This window comes from Legionella shakespearei DSM 23087 (assembly GCF_000373765.1).
Taxonomy (GTDB): domain Bacteria; phylum Pseudomonadota; class Gammaproteobacteria; order Legionellales; family Legionellaceae; genus Legionella; species Legionella shakespearei.
The window spans coordinates 59567-76064 of sequence record NZ_KB892383.1; the positions used below are offsets into that span (position 1 = coordinate 59567).

Genomic DNA, 16498 nt, shown 5'->3' on the forward strand with positions numbered 1-16498 from the left:
TGCGAGCCTGGATTCCTGGATCCCACGGTCAAGCCACGGGACGGCGGAGCGTCGCCTGGCATTATTACAGCGGGTGCTATGAGGTTTGCTTATGACCTTTGACTTCTTGTGGACTGACAAATGTTTTCTGACTGTCCTGATCATCGGGGCGCTTATTATTTTAAACAGTCTGCGTAAAGAGCATATCAGGCAATCATTCTCTATTATTGTGCACAGGCCTTTGGCTGTGAGTGCAGGCATAGTTTTGTTACTGTTTCTTACGGTTGGGGTTTTGGATTCAATCCATTTAAAATCTGCTGCGGATGACAGTGATAACATGCAATCGCTTTTAGACAAAATCTTGTCTCCCATTGGCAGTAATTATGAAAAAACTTATTCCGCTCCTATGTCATTGAATCTCTTTGTGACTGAAACCAAATTAACTGATGGGGTGGCTACCCAAATTTATCCTCGCTTAAAATATCCACCCGTTAGTGTTAAAACAGACTCAGATAAATCAGTCATTATTAACGCGGCACTGAAGTCAGCTTTTCTTTACAGTGCAGGTATAATGCTTGGTAGCTGGCTGCTGGTTGTTCTGATTAAACTTGCACTTCATTCCAGGAAGCCTTTCGCTTTAAGTGCAAGTGGTGTCAGTGCTTTGGTCACTATAGTGGTCTTAAGTTTTCTTGTTTTATTAAGTTACTGGTTGTCTCGATCGTTTCATGTGCTGGGCACAGGGCAAATCGGCCAGGATATCTTTTATTTCAGTGTGAAAAGTATTCGTACGGGCTTGATTATTGGTTTACTGACCACGCTGTTTATGTTGCCGCTGGCGTTATTTCTGGGAATAGTAGCGGGGTATTTTGGCGGTGTCATTGATGACATCATCCAATATGTTTATACGACGTTAAGTTCAATACCGGGTGTTCTTTTAATTACGGCATCCATTCTTTCTTTACAAACCTATATTGCCAGCCATCCCGAACAATTTACCACTTTAGCCAAAAGTGCGGATGCACGATTGTTGGCACTGTGCCTGATTCTGGGGGTGACCAGCTGGACCAGTTTATGCCGTCTTTTGCGGGCTGAAGCTTTGAAGTTACGTGAGGTGGATTACGTGCTCGCTGCAAGAGCGCTGGGCAGCAGTTGGTTTACCATCATGCGCAAACATTTATTACCTAATGTCATGCATATTGTTGTTATTACTCTGGTTTTGGATTTCAGTTTTCTGGTCATGGCTGAGGCTGTTTTGTCCTATGTTGGAGTAGGGGTATCTCCAATGACAATCAGCTGGGGCAATATGATCAATGGCGCCCGTTTGGAGCTTGCCCGTGATCCACTGGTTTGGTGGCCAATATTCGCAGCGTTCTTATTTATGTTTGTTTTAGTTCTTGCAATCAACTTATTTGCTGATGCGGTCCGGGATGCTTTTGATCCTCACCAATCAAACCGGTAAAGCTGTAACCCCAGTAATCAGGCTTTACTCTACACTTCCTTCAATTCTCAGGACTTTTTGTCTTTTCTGAAATAATCTTTACACAATTATGTGTTTTAAAAATGATCAACCGGTTTATAATGTGCCACCGAGGAATTCCCCTCTTAATTCTGGAGTTACAATGAATTTAGAACAAGCATTAAAAATATTAGGCTTAACGTCTGAATCAAGTCAACGTGATACTATGCAGGCTTATGTTGCATTAGCTCAACCTTACATTACTGATTCAAGCAATCCTGCTCGCGCAGAAATTGAAGAAGCGTTTAATGTAGTTACTGCGGATTGGACTGCAAGTAATTTTTTAGAGCATTATCAATCAGCGGATCTTAGCCTTTCCCGTTTTAACTGCAGGATAGCAGATACAAAGAAACTGGATGAACCTTGCATGTTATTTTTGCATATCCCGGTAAATGTTGATTATTATACTTTAGGTATGGATCCAAAAAACTTCCATTTAGTAACAGAGCAAACAAGTAAAGCAAGATATTGGGTTATTACCAGCGATCCTAATGATACTTCCAGCAGAGGTATACCACCTCAATCAAGTCCTGCATATGCACCAGCTCTTCAACCATTGCAAACGGGATATCAGTTTGATGCATCATACAATCGTATTCCTAATGCCCGGATGATCCCTGGTTTTATACGTTATGCATTTGAAGGAATAACTCCAAGACAGTTAATCAATGTCTTTTACTGTAATGAACGAATCTCTGTTCTGGTTCCTCATTTAAGTTCGGTCACGACAGATAGATTATCAGACGTTAGTCCAACACATTTACGGGCCTTGCAAGACTTAAGAGACAGACAAAGACGAGAGCCCTCCGAGGACGTTCGCAGAAAATTAAACAGCGATATTACTGAATACATTGAAACTCATCTGACTGGCGAACACTATGTTGCTGAAGCAGGGGAAGTGACCATGCGATTTAGTCCAGAAGATATTCTTGCAATTCAATCTCATATGGATAGCGTTAGAATGAGGCATTTACCTGCTCGATTTTTCGCAGCAGCGCCTGAAGGTGCGACAGCCAGTACTAGCTCATTGTCCTTCAGCAATAAATAAGAGCCTTAGGTTATAACATAACTTTATCAATTCCGGTTATCTATCGTATAACTGGGAATTTTATTTAAATTCGGAATTATTATGACATTAACAGAAGCATTAACTATTTTAGGATTATCTGAACTATTTACCCCTGAGAATCTTATGGTACGTTATATCCAGAAGACTTTATCCTTCAGCAAGGCGGAGTTGTCTGAAGAATCTGGCAGAACCAGGTTTGAAGCGGTTCGGCAAGCCTATCTTACCGCAGTGGCTCAACTTGGAAATAAGAGCGTTAAAGACATTGATACTGTGGGGCAATATCTGGATGGTCTTACAAGGACGCGTATGGATTTGAATACACATCAAATCGAGTTAAGCAGAGACACCAGATTGAATGAAGTAACTACTCTATATATGACTATTCCTGTAGACGTTTCGCGTTATAGCATGTCCTTTGATGACAGGGATTTTGATTTGGCACAGAATGTTGCTGGCAAAGGCAGATATTGGAATATAAGCGATAAAGAGGACAGTAGAAGTTCGGCTATTGATGAAACCATGACCCGGGAAAAGATAATATTAAGTCACTTGCAAGTAGACGGTATTGGCCATAGTCCGGTACGTTTAATACCCGGTTTTCTAAGATATGAGTTCAGGAATATCACTCCAAAGATAATGATAGATGCGTTTTTTTCTGATGATTTAAAGGCTGTAATACCCTATCTTTCGTCAGTGACTACACATCGATTATCAGCAATTGAAGAGCAACATTATCCAGTTTTGTCAGCACTTTTTGCACGGCTAAGAACCGATGGGACAAAAGCTGCAGAACAGATTATGCAATACGTCAAAAGTAATCTGGGACATGTAACAGCACCAGCAGAGCCTAAAGAGATTACTAAAGAGATTACGGAAGAACATAAAAACAGAATATTGAGACGTCTTCATAATGTAACTGGCCGAAATGGATTAGGGATGTTTGAAAGAGTGTTGCTTGATGAGGCCACTACAGGTTCTGCAAGTGCAACAACTGCGACTACTCCTACCAGATAAAAGATCATTGTAGCCCGTATTAGGCGTCAGCCGTAATACGGGATTAGCTCATTGCCACATCGATCCCGTATTACGGCTGACGCCTAATACGGGCTACACTTCCTCATCACCTCTTTGCCATTCCCGTAGCCCGGTCTTAATGGACGACGTGAATCGGCTATCATCCGAAGCCAATTCCATCTGTGACCCGTACTGATTTGATACAAGAAAGCAGAATTGTCTACAGATTCCAAATAAAATGAAAGAGTATGTAGATTCGATCCCTCGATTTGCGGTAAAGTTCTTATATTAAGTTTATTGAGTTTACCCCTTTATGCAACAACGCTTTGTCCATTTGCGTGTCCATACCGAATTTTCTTTAGTGGACGGTCTGGTACGCGTAAAACCATTAATGAAAGCACTGCCTTCACGAGGTATGTGTGCGATTGCTGTAACTGATTACTGCAATCTTTTTGCTGCTGTAAAACATTTCAAAACAGCCGTTGATGGTGGAATCAAGCCTGTTATAGGCAGTGATATCCCTTGCCATGATCTCGAATTACCTGATATTACTTCCTCTTTAGTCTTGCTATGCCTCAATAACATAGGCTATAAAAATCTGACTTGTCTGATTTCTAAAGCCTACCAGGAAGGACAATATCACGGCCAGCCCAGAGTGCAAAACCAATGGATTGCAGAGTATTCCGAAGGCTTAATTGCCTTATCTGGCGGAAAATTTGGTGACATTGGCCAGGCGATATTGGCTAATGATTATGAGCTAGCAAAGCAACGCGCTTTAAAATGGAACAGTTTATTTCCGAATCGATTTTATATAGAACTTCAGCGCACCGGCAGGCCTGACGAAGAGCTTTACAATGAAAAAGCAGTAGCACTGGCTGATGAGTTGCAATTGCCCATAGTTGCAACCAATGATGTGCGCTTTATTGATAAAGAAGATTTTGAAGCACATGAAGCCAGAGTCTGCATTCATGAAGGCTATACTTTGGCCGATCCGCGCCGGGTGCAACAATACAGTGCGCAACAGTATTTGCGTTCCGCTGAAGAAATGGAAGTGCTCTTTTCTGATTTGCCCAGCGCCATTCAAAATACAGTAGAAATCAGCAAGCGCTGCAGCGTCAAGATAGATCTTGGCAATAACTATTTGCCCAATTTCCCTGTCCCTGAAGGCTCAACCATTGAACAATATTTATCGCACTTATCTGAGGTAGGTCTGGAAGATCGCTTACAGCAATTGTTCCGCAACAAAACAGCAGAAGAGCTGCTTGAAATCAGAGTGGAATACGATAAACGGCTTCAGGTAGAGCTTGAAGTAATTAACAATATGGGCTTTCCCGGCTATTTCCTTATCGTTGCTGACTTTATTCAATGGGCAAAACAAAATGGTGTACCTGTAGGTCCCGGACGAGGTTCTGGTGCGGGTTCTCTTGTTGCTTATGCCTTGAAAATTACGGATCTTGACCCTCTGGAATACGAACTGCTTTTTGAGCGTTTTCTTAATCCGGAACGGGTATCCATGCCTGACTTTGATATTGACTTCTGTATGGAAGGCCGTGACCGCGTTATTGAATATGTGGCGGAAAAATACGGCAGACAAAGTGTTTCGCAAATTATTACCTTTGGAACCATGGCGGCAAAAGCGGTGGTTCGCGATGTGGGAAGGGTCTTCGGACACCCTTATGGCTTTGTTGATAAATTAGCCAAATTAATTCCTTTTGAAATCGGCATTACGCTAAGTAAGGCTATGGAACAAGAGCCCGAACTGAAACGGCGTTATGACGAAGAAGAAGAGGTAAAGGAACTCATTGACCTTGCTCTAAAGCTGGAAGGGATTACCCGAAATGCAGGAAAGCATGCGGGCGGTGTGGTTATTGCACCTTCATTACTTACCGATTTCACTGCAATTTATTGTGAAGAGGGTTCTACCCAAATAGTAAGCCAATTCGATAAAGATGACGTAGAAGCAGCAGGCCTGGTCAAGTTTGACTTCCTGGGGCTGAGGACGCTTACGATTATTGACTGGGCTTTGGCCATAGTAAACAAACAATTGGAAGAAGCAGGCCAACCGCCTATTGATATAAGTCAGATTCCGACAGACGATAAGGCAAGCTTTGATTTATTAAAAGCCTGTAAAACAACTGCGGTATTCCAGCTTGAATCACGTGGTATGAAAGAGTTGATTAACCGCCTGCAGCCTGATTGCTTTGAAGAAATCATCGCACTGGTGGCTTTATTCCGCCCCGGTCCATTACAGTCGGGAATGGTGGACGATTTTATTGACCGTAAGCATGGCAGGGCTGTAGTAGATTATCCTCATCCTGATTTGGAACCCATTTTAAAACCAACTTATGGGGTTATTTTATACCAGGAACAGGTAATGCAGATTGCTCAGGTACTGGCGAATTATACCTTGGGCGCTGCGGATATGTTGCGGCGCGCCATGGGTAAGAAAAAACCTGAGGAAATGGCCAAGCAACGTGAAAGCTTCACTGTAGGTGCTACAGAACGAGGTGTAGATAAAGACGTCGCTACTTATATATTCGACTTGATGGAAAAATTTGCCGGTTACGGTTTTAACAAATCGCATTCTGCCGCCTATGCTCTGGTTGCATATCAGACTGCATGGTTAAAAGCACATTATCCTGCTGCCTTCATGGCTGCGGTTATGTCATCAGATATGGATAATACCGATAAGGTGGTGACCTTTAAAGATGAATGTATGCACATGAAATTAAAAGTGCAGCCGCCATCGATTAATGATTCCATGTACTCTTTTACGGTAAATAGTGAGGGCACCATTGTTTATGGTCTGGGGGCGATTAAGGGAGTAGGAGAAAATGCAATCGATTGCATCATCCAGGAACGAATACAAAATGGTGAATATAAAGATTTGTACAGCTTTTGCCAAAGGCTGGATTTGCGAAAAGTAAACCGTCGGGTGCTGGAGGCTTTAATCAAAAGTGGTGCCTTTGATGACTGGGGTGTAGAGCGGGCAATATTGACGGCATCTCTGGAAAAAGCCTTGAAGGTTGCTGAAAAAGAACATCAAAACCAGTCCAGCGGCCAATTTGATTTATTTTCCATCCTTGAAGACGATGCGAATGATCAGGAGTACGTATCCTGCAAGCCATGGTCCGAAGCTCAACGCCTGGAAGGGGAAAGGGAAGTTCTTGGTTTTTATCTCACCGGTCATCCTGCAGATCAATACCGACGGGAGTTCGGTGATTTTATTGTATCTATCAGTCAATTAAATCCTTCCGTGCATAAAAAAGCGGTCATTTGTGCTCAGGTAACCGCGGTAAGAAAAATCATTACCAAGAGGGGTAAAAAGCTGGTCATTCTTGGTATGGATGATTCTACTGCCCGCATGGATGTAGTGGTTTTTGGCGAGGTTTTTGATCTGTTTACAGAGCCATTGGCTTCTGGAGATATGTTAGTGGTTGAAGGTGAGGTGGCTCATGATGACTTCAGTGGCGGGGTTAAAATAACGGCTACACAATTACTAGGTATTCCTGCTGCCCGGACTAAATACGCCCGTTGCCTTGAATTAAAACTTAAACAGGCCAGCCAAACCATATTGCCTGCAATCCAGACCATGCTGAAATCTCATTCAGGACGTTGTGTTGTACAATTTGCTTATACCAATGAATACGCAAAAGCCCAATTAAGCCTGGCACAGCAATGGCATGTGACCCCAAGTGACGAGTTGCTGGATCTTCTGGCCAATCTGCTTGGCGAAGAAGAAGTTCTGATGCGGTATTAAAATACTGTAGCCTTGATTACGCTACGCTGCATCAAGGCTACACTTGTTTTAAATTAACCCTTCCTGCCTTATTCAGGCCGTGCGACACCAAAGCGTTTCATAATATGGCGTGTCATTCCATTAGCAACTTCCCTTTCAGTGAAAAAGAATTTGCCTGGGATTTCACGCTTTAATAATAAAGCATCTTCCACATAAGGTGCACGAATAATGATTTCAATTTTAGGATTTAGCGTATTCGCAATACCTACCATCTGTCGCAATTTAAAAGTATCAGACAAAGCGATAACCAACATTCCTGCACGAGCAATATGAGCCTGGACCAGTACGTTCGGATCCGATGCATCACCCAGGACTGCAGCCAGTTTTCGTTCCCTTAATTTTTGCACCAGTTCACGGTTTTGCTCCACCACAACAAAGGGCATGCCTAAACGTGATAGGGTACGTTCTATACGCTTGCCAACGCGTCCATATCCCACCAAAACTACTTGTCCTGAAAGGTATTTTTCATCGGTTGACATGGGCAGGGCAAGCAATGGATCATCCGTACTTTCCAAAGCGCGTACCCATTTGAACTTGGCGCGCATCCATTCCAGAGTTGGTTCCAGCACTTTAAATATAAAGGGATTAAGTGTTATAGAAATAAGGGCGCCAGCAAGAATCAAACCTCGTCCAGCCTCTGGCAACAAGCCTAAATGTACGCCAAGCCCCGCGAGAATAAAGGAAAACTCGCCAATTTGTGCAAGGCTTGCAGAAACAATCAGGGCTGTGTTGAGCGGATAGCGCAGAGCGAGTACCAATGCTGCTGCGGCAATTGATTTTCCAACCAGAATAATACCCACGACGGCAAGAACTTGTATGGGTTGCTCGATAAAAATATGGGGATTAAACAGCATTCCAACCGCTACAAAAAACAAAACGGCAAAAGCGTCTCTGAACGGCAAAGATTCTTCAGCAGCACGGCGGCTGAATGAAGACTCCCTCATGATCATGCCAGCAAAAAAAGCACCCAGAGCAAAGGACATTCCAAATATTTTCGATGCCGCAAAAGCGATACTGACCGCTGCAGCAATAACGCATAAAGTAAACAGTTCACGGGAACCGGTGCGGGCAATTTGCCACAGCAGTTTGGATAACAGACTGCGGCCTATTACCCACATGACACCTATAAAAGCGCATATTTTAAACAGGGTGATTCCCAGAAGAACCCCTATATTTTTGTCTGCAGTTGCTGCGGAATTGCCACCTAACCAGCCTGATAAAACGGGTAACAATACCAGAACAAGCACCATGGCCAAGTCTTCAACGATTAGCCAGCTAATAGCAATTTGTCCATTTATAGAATTGAGTATGCCTTGTGATTCCAGCGCTCTTATCAAAACAACGGTACTGGCAACTGATAGTGAAAGTCCGAACACTAATGCGCCACCCAGACCCCATCCCCAGTACATGGCCATTCCACCACCAAGGCAACTCGCTACAAAAATCTGAATTATTGCGCCGGGCAGGGCAACGTTACGCATTTTTAATAAATGATCCATGGAAAAATGCAATCCAACTCCAAACATCAATAGCATCACCCCAATTTCTGCAAGTTCAGCTGCTATTTCTGCATTGGCTACAAATCCTGGTGTGAAGGGGCCGATTATGATGCCCGCGAGCAAATAACCAACAAGAGTTGGCAATTTCAGTTTTACTGCAATAAAGCCCATGATTAAGGCAACACCTAGTGCAGTAGCTATTGTTGTTATTAAAGGTAAGCTATCATGCATGAATCGTTCTCTCAAATTCTTCCACATTTGAGAGTATATCCTGGGGTCGAAAAAGTAAAGACGCGAATTTAGTTGGTAGAATGTGGAACCTGTATCAGGAGGTAGCCAGGAACTGTCTCCGAGCTTCCCGTATTACGGCTATCGCCTAATACGGGCTACAGTTTTGATGTAGCATCCGGCTCGTAGCCTGTATTAGGCGGTAGCCGTAATACAGGGTCTCTTTTGTGCCAGGTGTTCTGGTATGGCTATTCCCCTGGTGCCGCATTCTTCTACGAAATTATCCATAATGCTATCCAATCCAGTCAACTTTCCGGTTTGTCTCAGACGGGTTTGCAGTATTTTGCCTAATTGGCTGCCCTTACCAAAGGTTTCAGAAGATATAGAAAGCAAAACCAGATTGGCAGCACTTTGTTTTAATTGTTTTACAAGATCTTCAGTCAAAGAGCTGTTGTTCTGGCAATATTCCTCAACCTGCTCCAAAAACTTTAACTCATCTTCACGGGACTTTTGCTGAAAAAATCGTTTGATTGGCAATTTAAAGAACCCAATACATCCACTGCCGTAGTCTTCTTCATAAGCTTCATTATATTCCTGTCGGATATGGGCAAGACTAAAGGGGGTGGGTAAATAAAATGTTGGGTCATAATGACTTTTTATGCTTTGTTCAATTTGCATTTGAGCGGTGTGAATTGCTTCTTCATGTTCTTTCTCGGCTGAGTCACCATTTACGATAGACCTGATTGCGTTATAAATCACTATGGACAGAAAACGTATGATATCAAGGCGAATAATTGGTTCTATCGCCTTATTATTAATGGGTTGGCCTCCGGCTTTTATAACCGACAATTCCAGACTCAATCCTTTGATAAATTTTAAATATTCTTCTGTTTGGAGCCCTGTGGCACAGGCATCATCATATTGCTTTCGCAGATTTAAAAGCAGCGTCCTGTAAGCAAAATTATTAATATCATCATTGGACGTTGGTGCTACACCTCTACTGTTGATAAATGCAGCAATTGTTCTGTAATTGTTTAACAAATTCTTTTTATTAGACATGGAAACAACCTGAATAATTCGTTAAAAATTGCATTTATTACACACAAAAGCATATATATCAATTATTTGTTTAGAGAATAATGCAATCAGTACAAAATATGTTGTTGTTCAAATTGGAGCAACCGCAAACTTAAACGGTTTGACGTGATCCCTGGCCAAGCGCTGCTCCGCCGTCCCTCAGCTTGTCCGCGGGACGGTGGAACTGTGGAGCTAAGGCCGGGATCACATGTGAGAAGTTAAAGTGTTGGAACCAGGGGCGCTGTCTCTTCTGGCGCTGCCTCTTTCTTCATTAATTCAAACTGGGCTTTTAATTCAGCCAAAACTTCAGGAGGAAGTTGCAATCCTGTTTCAGGCACCTCTACTTCTTTTCCATCCATGTATATTTTGCCATCTTCTTTTAGTTCTATGGATTTTTGTTCGTAACCTTCCGGTAACTGGTCAAGAGGTGTTACCTCTATAACAATACCATTCATCATTGTTTTACCATCGGCGATGCGGATGCCTGTGGAAGTATTTTCATAATGACCATAAGCAGCAATTAATGCTACTGTCTTCCACACCATACGGTAAACCCAATCCATGGGTAATCCAATAGCCATGCCCACACCTTGCCCCGCAATTCCCATCACAGTTCCGAGGACGTGTGCCATGCTGACACTGCATAAGCCAGAGATTAATTTTCCAGCAATAACCTGAGAAAACAGAGCAACACCCATGGGGCCAGCTGGGCCAAGCATCAATAGCGTGCTGCCAATCAGAGCGGTAGCCTGGAACTTGGTAGACATCAAGCGGGTTGAATTGCTTATCATATCCCCACTGAGAAATCCTATGGTTGCTCCGGTATAAGAGAATGCAGCACCAAACATAGGTTGGGTAATTGACGTGATAGGGTAGTTTGTATAAGGATTTACACTGACTTTCTTTATACTCGCATTACTTAAAAACATTGAAAATTTATTCCACTCAGCTTCAGAAATGGGTTTCATATGTGCTTTGCGTAAGGCAATATTGGCATCATCCAAAGCGGATATTGACGAGTTAATGATGCGATTTGCTGCCAGGAAACAGATTTCCTTATCCTCATCATCCAGATAATTTTCACTGTTTATTCCTAAACTCTTATCGATTAAACGATAAAGTGCCGAATTTGATTTCGGACTCGAAATTTGTGATTGAACAAAGAGGCATGCTGCAATAATTACTCTTGAGGCAGTTAAATTAGCCTGCCATTGTTCTGCCGTACATATTTCTTCTTCTTTCATTAAATTGGCTGAAAGGACTACCAGCATTTTTTCTATAAATTTGGTTTGGCTATCGCGTGCGACAACATCTGTGCCTCCAAAAAAGGTGGGAACACCAATTAATGATGGGGTTTCGTCTAAATTTACTTTTCTTTCAGTCTGATAGTCACCACGCAAAAAATGAAGACTGGTTAAAAGACCGGCTGGAAGAACGTATCGCATAATTAACCTCATATCCGTTGAAAAAATTCCTTATGAATTTTTATCTTACTTATTCATTGGTTAAATGCAATCTTATTTGGTTACTTTTTACTAATTTGTTGCAATGATTAGAAATAAATGGATTTTATTTTAAAATTAACCTCTTGAAATGATGACTTTTTTAAAGGTTATGGTACTTTTACGGAATCTGGCGCCCCTGGCACGTCATCCTGAGTGAGGCACGGAATGGTTTTGTACCACCTTGAAGGAGATCCTTCGCGCAAAGAGACGCGCTCAGGACGACGTGCCTTGTTGCGATGTTTTGCAATCGCACGTCATCCTGAGTGAAGCGAAGGATCTCCTGAATGAGGCACGGAATGGTGGTTTTGTACCACCTGAAGGAGATCCTTCGTGCAAATAGACACACTCAGGACGACGTAGAATAGGGATGTAGGCCATGGCAGGGATTAACAGCCAAAGAATTATAGTTAGATTTGTGAGAACAATACCATGATTGCACTAATCAACAACATCAGCAGGGCAGGATACATGGACAGATTAATCAATTATTTCTCGTTGCTTCGTGTCCCACACTGGAGTAAATCCGTATTCGTCATGCTGGGGTTCATTTATACGCCAATTCCGGGATATTTTATTCCTGCACTGTTGGCTTCTCTGGCCTTTTGCCTGATCTCAAGTGCAGTGTACATTTACAACGACATACAAGACCGGACTGAAGACAGCTTACACCCGCATAAATGCCGCAGACCCATAGCCAGTGACCGGGTTTCAGTTACAGATGCAATCTTTCTTCTGTTTTTACTTTTGTTTACCGGGCTCACATTGGGGTGGTTAATATCAAAACAGTTGGCAATCATTTTAACCGTTTATCTGCTAATCAACATTGCCTATAACCATCTGTTAAAATTATTACCTGTTTTTGATGTTGCCTGCATTGCTACCGGATTTATGTTACGTGTTTTGGCTGGAACTGTAGGTATAGGCATTGCCCTTTCTGGCTGGTTATTAGTTGCTGCAACTTTATTAAGTTTATTTATTGCCTTAAACAAGCGTCGTTTGGAAATGCAGTTAGGATTAAAAAATTCTACCCGAAAGGTTCTGAAGAAATACGACCCTGCATTACTTAGTATGCTTATAACAGCGACTGGCATAGCTACTTTCATTACCTATCTGGCGTACATTATTTTTGCCCGAGATGAGTCCTTTTACTTTGTTTTAACCTTACCCTTTGCAGCTATTGCTTTGTGGCGTTTTGCCGGACTTGCCGCCGTGGATGTGGATAATGATGATCCTATTAATGTGTTTATCTATGATCATTTATCACGCATGAATTTTTGGTGTTTTGTCATCTTGACCTCTATGGCATTAACCAGATGAAATCACGGTTTCAATGGTACGACAGTATTTTTATTGCGCTGTTTTGCTATTTGCTCGTTTTACAGATTCAGGCCATATGGCCTTTTACTGTAGACGATATGTACATTTCCTTGCGCTATGCCAGGAATTGGGCTGCTGGTGATGGTTTGTTGTGGAATATTGATGCTCCGCCAGTTGAAGGCTATTCCAATTTCAGTTTTGTAGTATTGGCTGCTTTGTCTTTAATTTTAAAGGCTGATCCCGTCTTTGTTTTGAAAGCAGCAGGTTTTGTTGGTTTGATTGCAACCTGCATTTTTGTCTATTTAATCAGCCGATTTTGGTTTTTCAGAACCGAATCGCTGCTCCCTTGTTTGGTCTTACTCCTATATAAAGGACAAATAATATGGTCTGTCAGCGGACTTGAGACTACTGTTTATCAGGCTTTGCTTTGTGCTTCGGTTTATTTTATTTTCAGAGGATTGGGATACACCTTGTATTCTGGCAGTGTCGATGTGCTGATCCGCAAACCTCGCTCTATATACCTGATCTGTTCAGGAGTCTTTCTTGCATTTGCCGGCATGACCAGACCTGAAGCGCCAGCTTTGATGATACTCTTTTTCCTTTTGATCTGTTGGGATAAACCTCAACAGGGAAGAAAAGAGCATTGGCAAGGCATCTTGTATTTTTGCCTGTCTCTGGGACTTATATATCTTCCCTATTTTCTATGGCGTTGGCATTATTACGGTTTTTTATTTCCCAACTCGATTTATTGCAAAGGATTTACCAAAACGCTGACTTCTTTAGATGGTCACTATTTGAAATTCATCTGGCCTTTTGCCCTGTTAGCTGTTCCTGCGTGCATCAAGAACCAGGACAAACGCCATTATTTTTTATGGTTGCCGAGCCTTGTTTATCTTTTACTGTTGGTTGATGCAGATCCTGTTGTTGCTTTTAATAACAGGTTATTTTTACCCGCTTTTGTTTTACTGTTACCTCTTGCTTTACAAGGATTAAGCCAGATTTTGTTGGTTTTTTTTAAAAACAAAGATGCTTTTTATACCGTATCGCTGTTCGCTACAACATGTATATTAGCAGTGGGTTTTATGCCCTGGATGACTTTGTCTCAGTATCGCTACTTCAGTGAGAATCCAATTAAGGGAGAAGTATTACGCTTGCAGGTAGGGAAGTGGCTTAAAGAAAACGCCAGTGCCGGAGATACAGTTGTTCTGGGGGATTCCGGTTTGATTCCTTATCTGAGCCAATTGAATTTTACAGACTCTTATTGTTTGAATAATCTGGCGATGGCGCATTACACGGCATCACAACGATATGAGCAGTTTTGTCATCAAATCCTTCTTGAAAAGCCCGGTATCATCATTTTAACTTCTTTGACAGAGCAGGGTGAAATTATCTATGCACCAAGTGATGCTTGTTTGAAAATATTGCTTAACAATCATAAAGATTATAAATTGGACAAAATTTTTTCTACTGACTCTGTATTATCAACTTACAAATACGAGTTGTTTAAAAAATTTTAATGCGATGATGAGTAACATGGTGTACCATCTTTGCCAAATAGAAAGGATCTGACGCTGAAATTTTATGCAAACAATAATTGCTTTAATAAAAAAAATCATGGCAAAACTGCCGGTTATTTTGTTTGATGTGACTGCTATTCCTGTAGCCTGGTTTACCGCCTATTGGTTACGTTATAATTTACATCCATATCCCAGCAGCCTTACATCCATGCACTCAGCTATAGCCTTGACACTTTTGGCTTTGGTTCAGATCAGTTGCTATTACTATTTTAAAACATACCGGGGTTTATGGCGTTTTTCTTCTTTAAATGATGTCATCCGCATTATAAAAGCCTCAGTTACCGCAGTTGTTTTGGTGATTCCTGCTTTATATATTTCTTCTATATTACAGCATCTGCCCAGATCAGTGTTTCCTCTTTATTGCATCATTTTGGCAACCATTTTGTGTGGTGGCCGCTTATTAGTGCGTTTGCAATGGGATAAACAGGGAAGAGTTCAGCAGCCTGCGGAAATCAAAAAAGTCCTTATTGTTGGCGCGGGTCAGGCTGGAGAAGGGCTGGTACGTGATTTAAGACGCAGCAGTTTTTATGTGCCTGTAGGTTTTGTTGACGACAATATAAGCAAGCGCGGGCTGGAAGTGCATGGCGTTCGTGTTCTTGGCACTACGAAAGAGATAGAAAAACTGGTAAACCAGTATGAAGTGGATTTAATTTTTATCGCTATCCCGTCAGCACGCTCTGCAACGATGCGGCGTATAGTATCCAGTTGCGAGCTTTCCGGTGTTACCTTCCGGACTCTTCCCAGCATTCCAGCACTGGCTTCGGGTCGGGTAGAAGTTAACGCCTTACGCGCAGTCAATATAGAAGACTTGCTGGGGCGCGACCAGGTCACTCTGCAATGGGATAAAATAGCTATTGCCATTTCAGGTAAGCGCGTTTTAATTACCGGAGGGGGTGGTTCTATTGGTTCGGAACTTTGCCGGCAGGTTATGGTACTGAAACCACAAAGTCTGATCATTGTTGAGAGCAGTGAATACAACCTTTATCGTATAGAGCAAGAGCTTAGAGAGAAATTTCCCGATATTGCAATCGAATTATGTTTGATTAGCGTTACCGATGAAGTGGCAATTAATCATGTATTTCAACAGCTTAAGCCAGAAATTGTGTTCCATGCGGCAGCCTACAAGCATGTGCCCATGTTACAAAATCAGGTGCGTATTGCAGTACATAATAATGTTATGGGAACAGAGCTTGTTGCCAAAGCAAGTGTTGCAGCTGGAGTTGAGAAATTTATCTTAATTTCCAGTGATAAAGCGGTTAACCCGACCAATATCATGGGTACTACCAAACGAGTTGCTGAAATTTATTGTCAGAACCTGAATGGCAGGGTTGATACTCAATTTATTACTGTCCGCTTTGGTAATGTTCTGGGATCTGCCGGTTCGGTTGTTCCCTTATTCCAAAAGCAACTACAGGCAGGTGGCCCTTTAACCGTTACCCATCCTGATATGCAGCGCTATTTCATGACCATACCCGAAGCCTGCCAATTAATATTGCAAGCAATGGTGAATGGTTCTGGCGGCGAAATATTCGTTCTGGATATGGGGGAGCCAGTTAAAATCAGTTATCTGGCAGAGCAAATGATTCGCCTGGCGGGTAAAGAACCAGGAAGGGATATTGTCATTGAATATACCGGTTTGCGTCCTGGCGAAAAAATGTATGAAGAATTGTTCCATGAGACGGAGCAGTTAGCTACCACGGAACATGAGAAGTTATTTAAAGCGCGGTTCCGTGAGCTGGAATGGCATGAACTAACCCAGACTATGCGTATGCTTAACGCCGCATGTCTCGAATATCAGGAAGATGAATTACTGATTCTGTTAAAAAGTCTGGTACCTGAATTTCAATTAGATGTAGCTCTTGTTTAAACGGAACAAGAGCGGTGTTACTATTTCTATTATCATGGGCTTTAATAACTA

At 42.2% G+C, this 16498-nt stretch carries 10 protein-coding genes; 7 read left to right on the forward strand and 3 right to left on the reverse strand.

Features of this window, described 5'->3' with window-relative positions; all coding sequences use genetic code 11:
* Positions 1–91: 91 nt before the first annotated feature.
* The 4 genes from B094_RS0102375 (at position 92) to dnaE (ending at position 7338) form a co-directional block, all read left to right on the forward strand.
* Complete coding sequence (locus tag B094_RS0102375) at positions 92–1438, forward strand: ABC transporter permease (RefSeq protein ID WP_018576192.1); 1347 nt, start codon at positions 92–94, stop codon at positions 1436–1438.
* A 160-nt stretch (positions 1439–1598) separates the two neighbouring features.
* The gene (locus tag B094_RS0102380; RefSeq protein WP_018576193.1) at positions 1599–2543 is read left to right on the forward strand and encodes a hypothetical protein; all 945 of its coding nucleotides are present in this window, start codon (positions 1599–1601) and stop codon (positions 2541–2543) included.
* 81 nt (positions 2544–2624) lie between these two features.
* A complete protein-coding gene (locus tag B094_RS0102385) occupies positions 2625–3578 on the forward strand; it encodes a hypothetical protein (protein ID WP_018576194.1) in 954 nt (317 codons plus the stop codon).
* A gap of 313 nt (positions 3579–3891) precedes the next feature.
* On the forward strand, positions 3892–7338 hold the full coding sequence (gene dnaE, locus B094_RS0102390; protein WP_018576195.1) for a DNA polymerase III subunit alpha: 3447 nt from the start codon (positions 3892–3894) through the stop codon (positions 7336–7338).
* 68 nt (positions 7339–7406) lie between these two features.
* On the opposite strand, the gene B094_RS0102395 is transcribed toward dnaE, so the two are convergent.
* From B094_RS0102395 to B094_RS0102405, 3 genes are all read right to left on the reverse strand, one after another.
* The gene (locus B094_RS0102395) at positions 7407–9107 is read right to left on the reverse strand and encodes a cation:proton antiporter domain-containing protein (protein ID WP_026253850.1); all 1701 of its coding nucleotides are present in this window, start codon (positions 9105–9107) and stop codon (positions 7407–7409) included.
* A 192-nt stretch (positions 9108–9299) separates the two neighbouring features.
* On the reverse strand, positions 9300–10163 hold the full coding sequence (locus B094_RS0102400) for a hypothetical protein (protein WP_018576197.1): 864 nt from the start codon (positions 10161–10163) through the stop codon (positions 9300–9302).
* A 236-nt stretch (positions 10164–10399) separates the two neighbouring features.
* Positions 10400–11638, reverse strand: a complete 1239-nt coding sequence (locus B094_RS0102405) for a type IV secretion protein Dot (protein ID WP_282705092.1) — start codon at positions 11636–11638, stop codon at positions 10400–10402.
* Positions 11639–12115: 477 nt separating this feature from the next.
* Here B094_RS0102405 and B094_RS0102410 point away from each other — a divergent pair, with 477 nt between their 5' ends.
* The 3 genes from B094_RS0102410 to B094_RS0102420 all read left to right on the forward strand — a co-directional run bounded on the left by B094_RS0102410 (position 12116) and on the right by B094_RS0102420 (position 16447).
* A complete protein-coding gene (locus tag B094_RS0102410; RefSeq protein ID WP_026253851.1) occupies positions 12116–13003 on the forward strand; it encodes a decaprenyl-phosphate phosphoribosyltransferase in 888 nt (295 codons plus the stop codon).
* Positions 13000–14520 (forward strand): hypothetical protein, encoded by a 1521-nt coding sequence (locus B094_RS0102415; RefSeq protein WP_018576200.1) that lies wholly within the window; start codon positions 13000–13002, stop codon positions 14518–14520. Before B094_RS0102410 ends, B094_RS0102415 begins: the two co-directional genes overlap by 4 nt.
* A gap of 64 nt (positions 14521–14584) precedes the next feature.
* Positions 14585–16447 carry a polysaccharide biosynthesis protein gene (locus tag B094_RS0102420; protein ID WP_018576201.1) on the forward strand — a complete coding sequence of 621 codons (1863 nt, stop codon included), beginning with the start codon at positions 14585–14587 and terminating at the stop codon, positions 16445–16447.
* Positions 16448–16498: the final 51 nt, after the last annotated feature.

Bases quoted from the DNA above. Each gene is read 5' to 3' on its own strand.
- B094_RS0102415 (WP_018576200.1), top strand. From the start codon at position 13,000: ATGAAATCACGGTTTCAATGGTACGACAGTATTTTTATTGCGCTGTTT.
- dnaE (WP_018576195.1), top strand. From the start codon at position 3,892: ATGCAACAACGCTTTGTCCATTTGCGTGTCCATACCGAATTTTCTTTA.
- B094_RS0102400 (WP_018576197.1), bottom strand. From the start codon at position 10,163: ATGTCTAATAAAAAGAATTTGTTAAACAATTACAGAACAATTGCTGCA.
- B094_RS0102385 (WP_018576194.1), top strand. From the start codon at position 2,625: ATGACATTAACAGAAGCATTAACTATTTTAGGATTATCTGAACTATTT.
- B094_RS0102375 (WP_018576192.1), top strand. From the start codon at position 92: ATGACCTTTGACTTCTTGTGGACTGACAAATGTTTTCTGACTGTCCTG.
- B094_RS0102420 (WP_018576201.1), top strand. From the start codon at position 14,585: ATGCAAACAATAATTGCTTTAATAAAAAAAATCATGGCAAAACTGCCG.
- B094_RS0102410 (WP_026253851.1), top strand. From the start codon at position 12,116: ATGATTGCACTAATCAACAACATCAGCAGGGCAGGATACATGGACAGA.
- B094_RS0102395 (WP_026253850.1), bottom strand. From the start codon at position 9,107: ATGCATGATAGCTTACCTTTAATAACAACAATAGCTACTGCACTAGGT.
- B094_RS0102380 (WP_018576193.1), top strand. From the start codon at position 1,599: ATGAATTTAGAACAAGCATTAAAAATATTAGGCTTAACGTCTGAATCA.
- B094_RS0102405 (WP_282705092.1), bottom strand. From the start codon at position 11,638: ATGAGGTTAATTATGCGATACGTTCTTCCAGCCGGTCTTTTAACCAGT.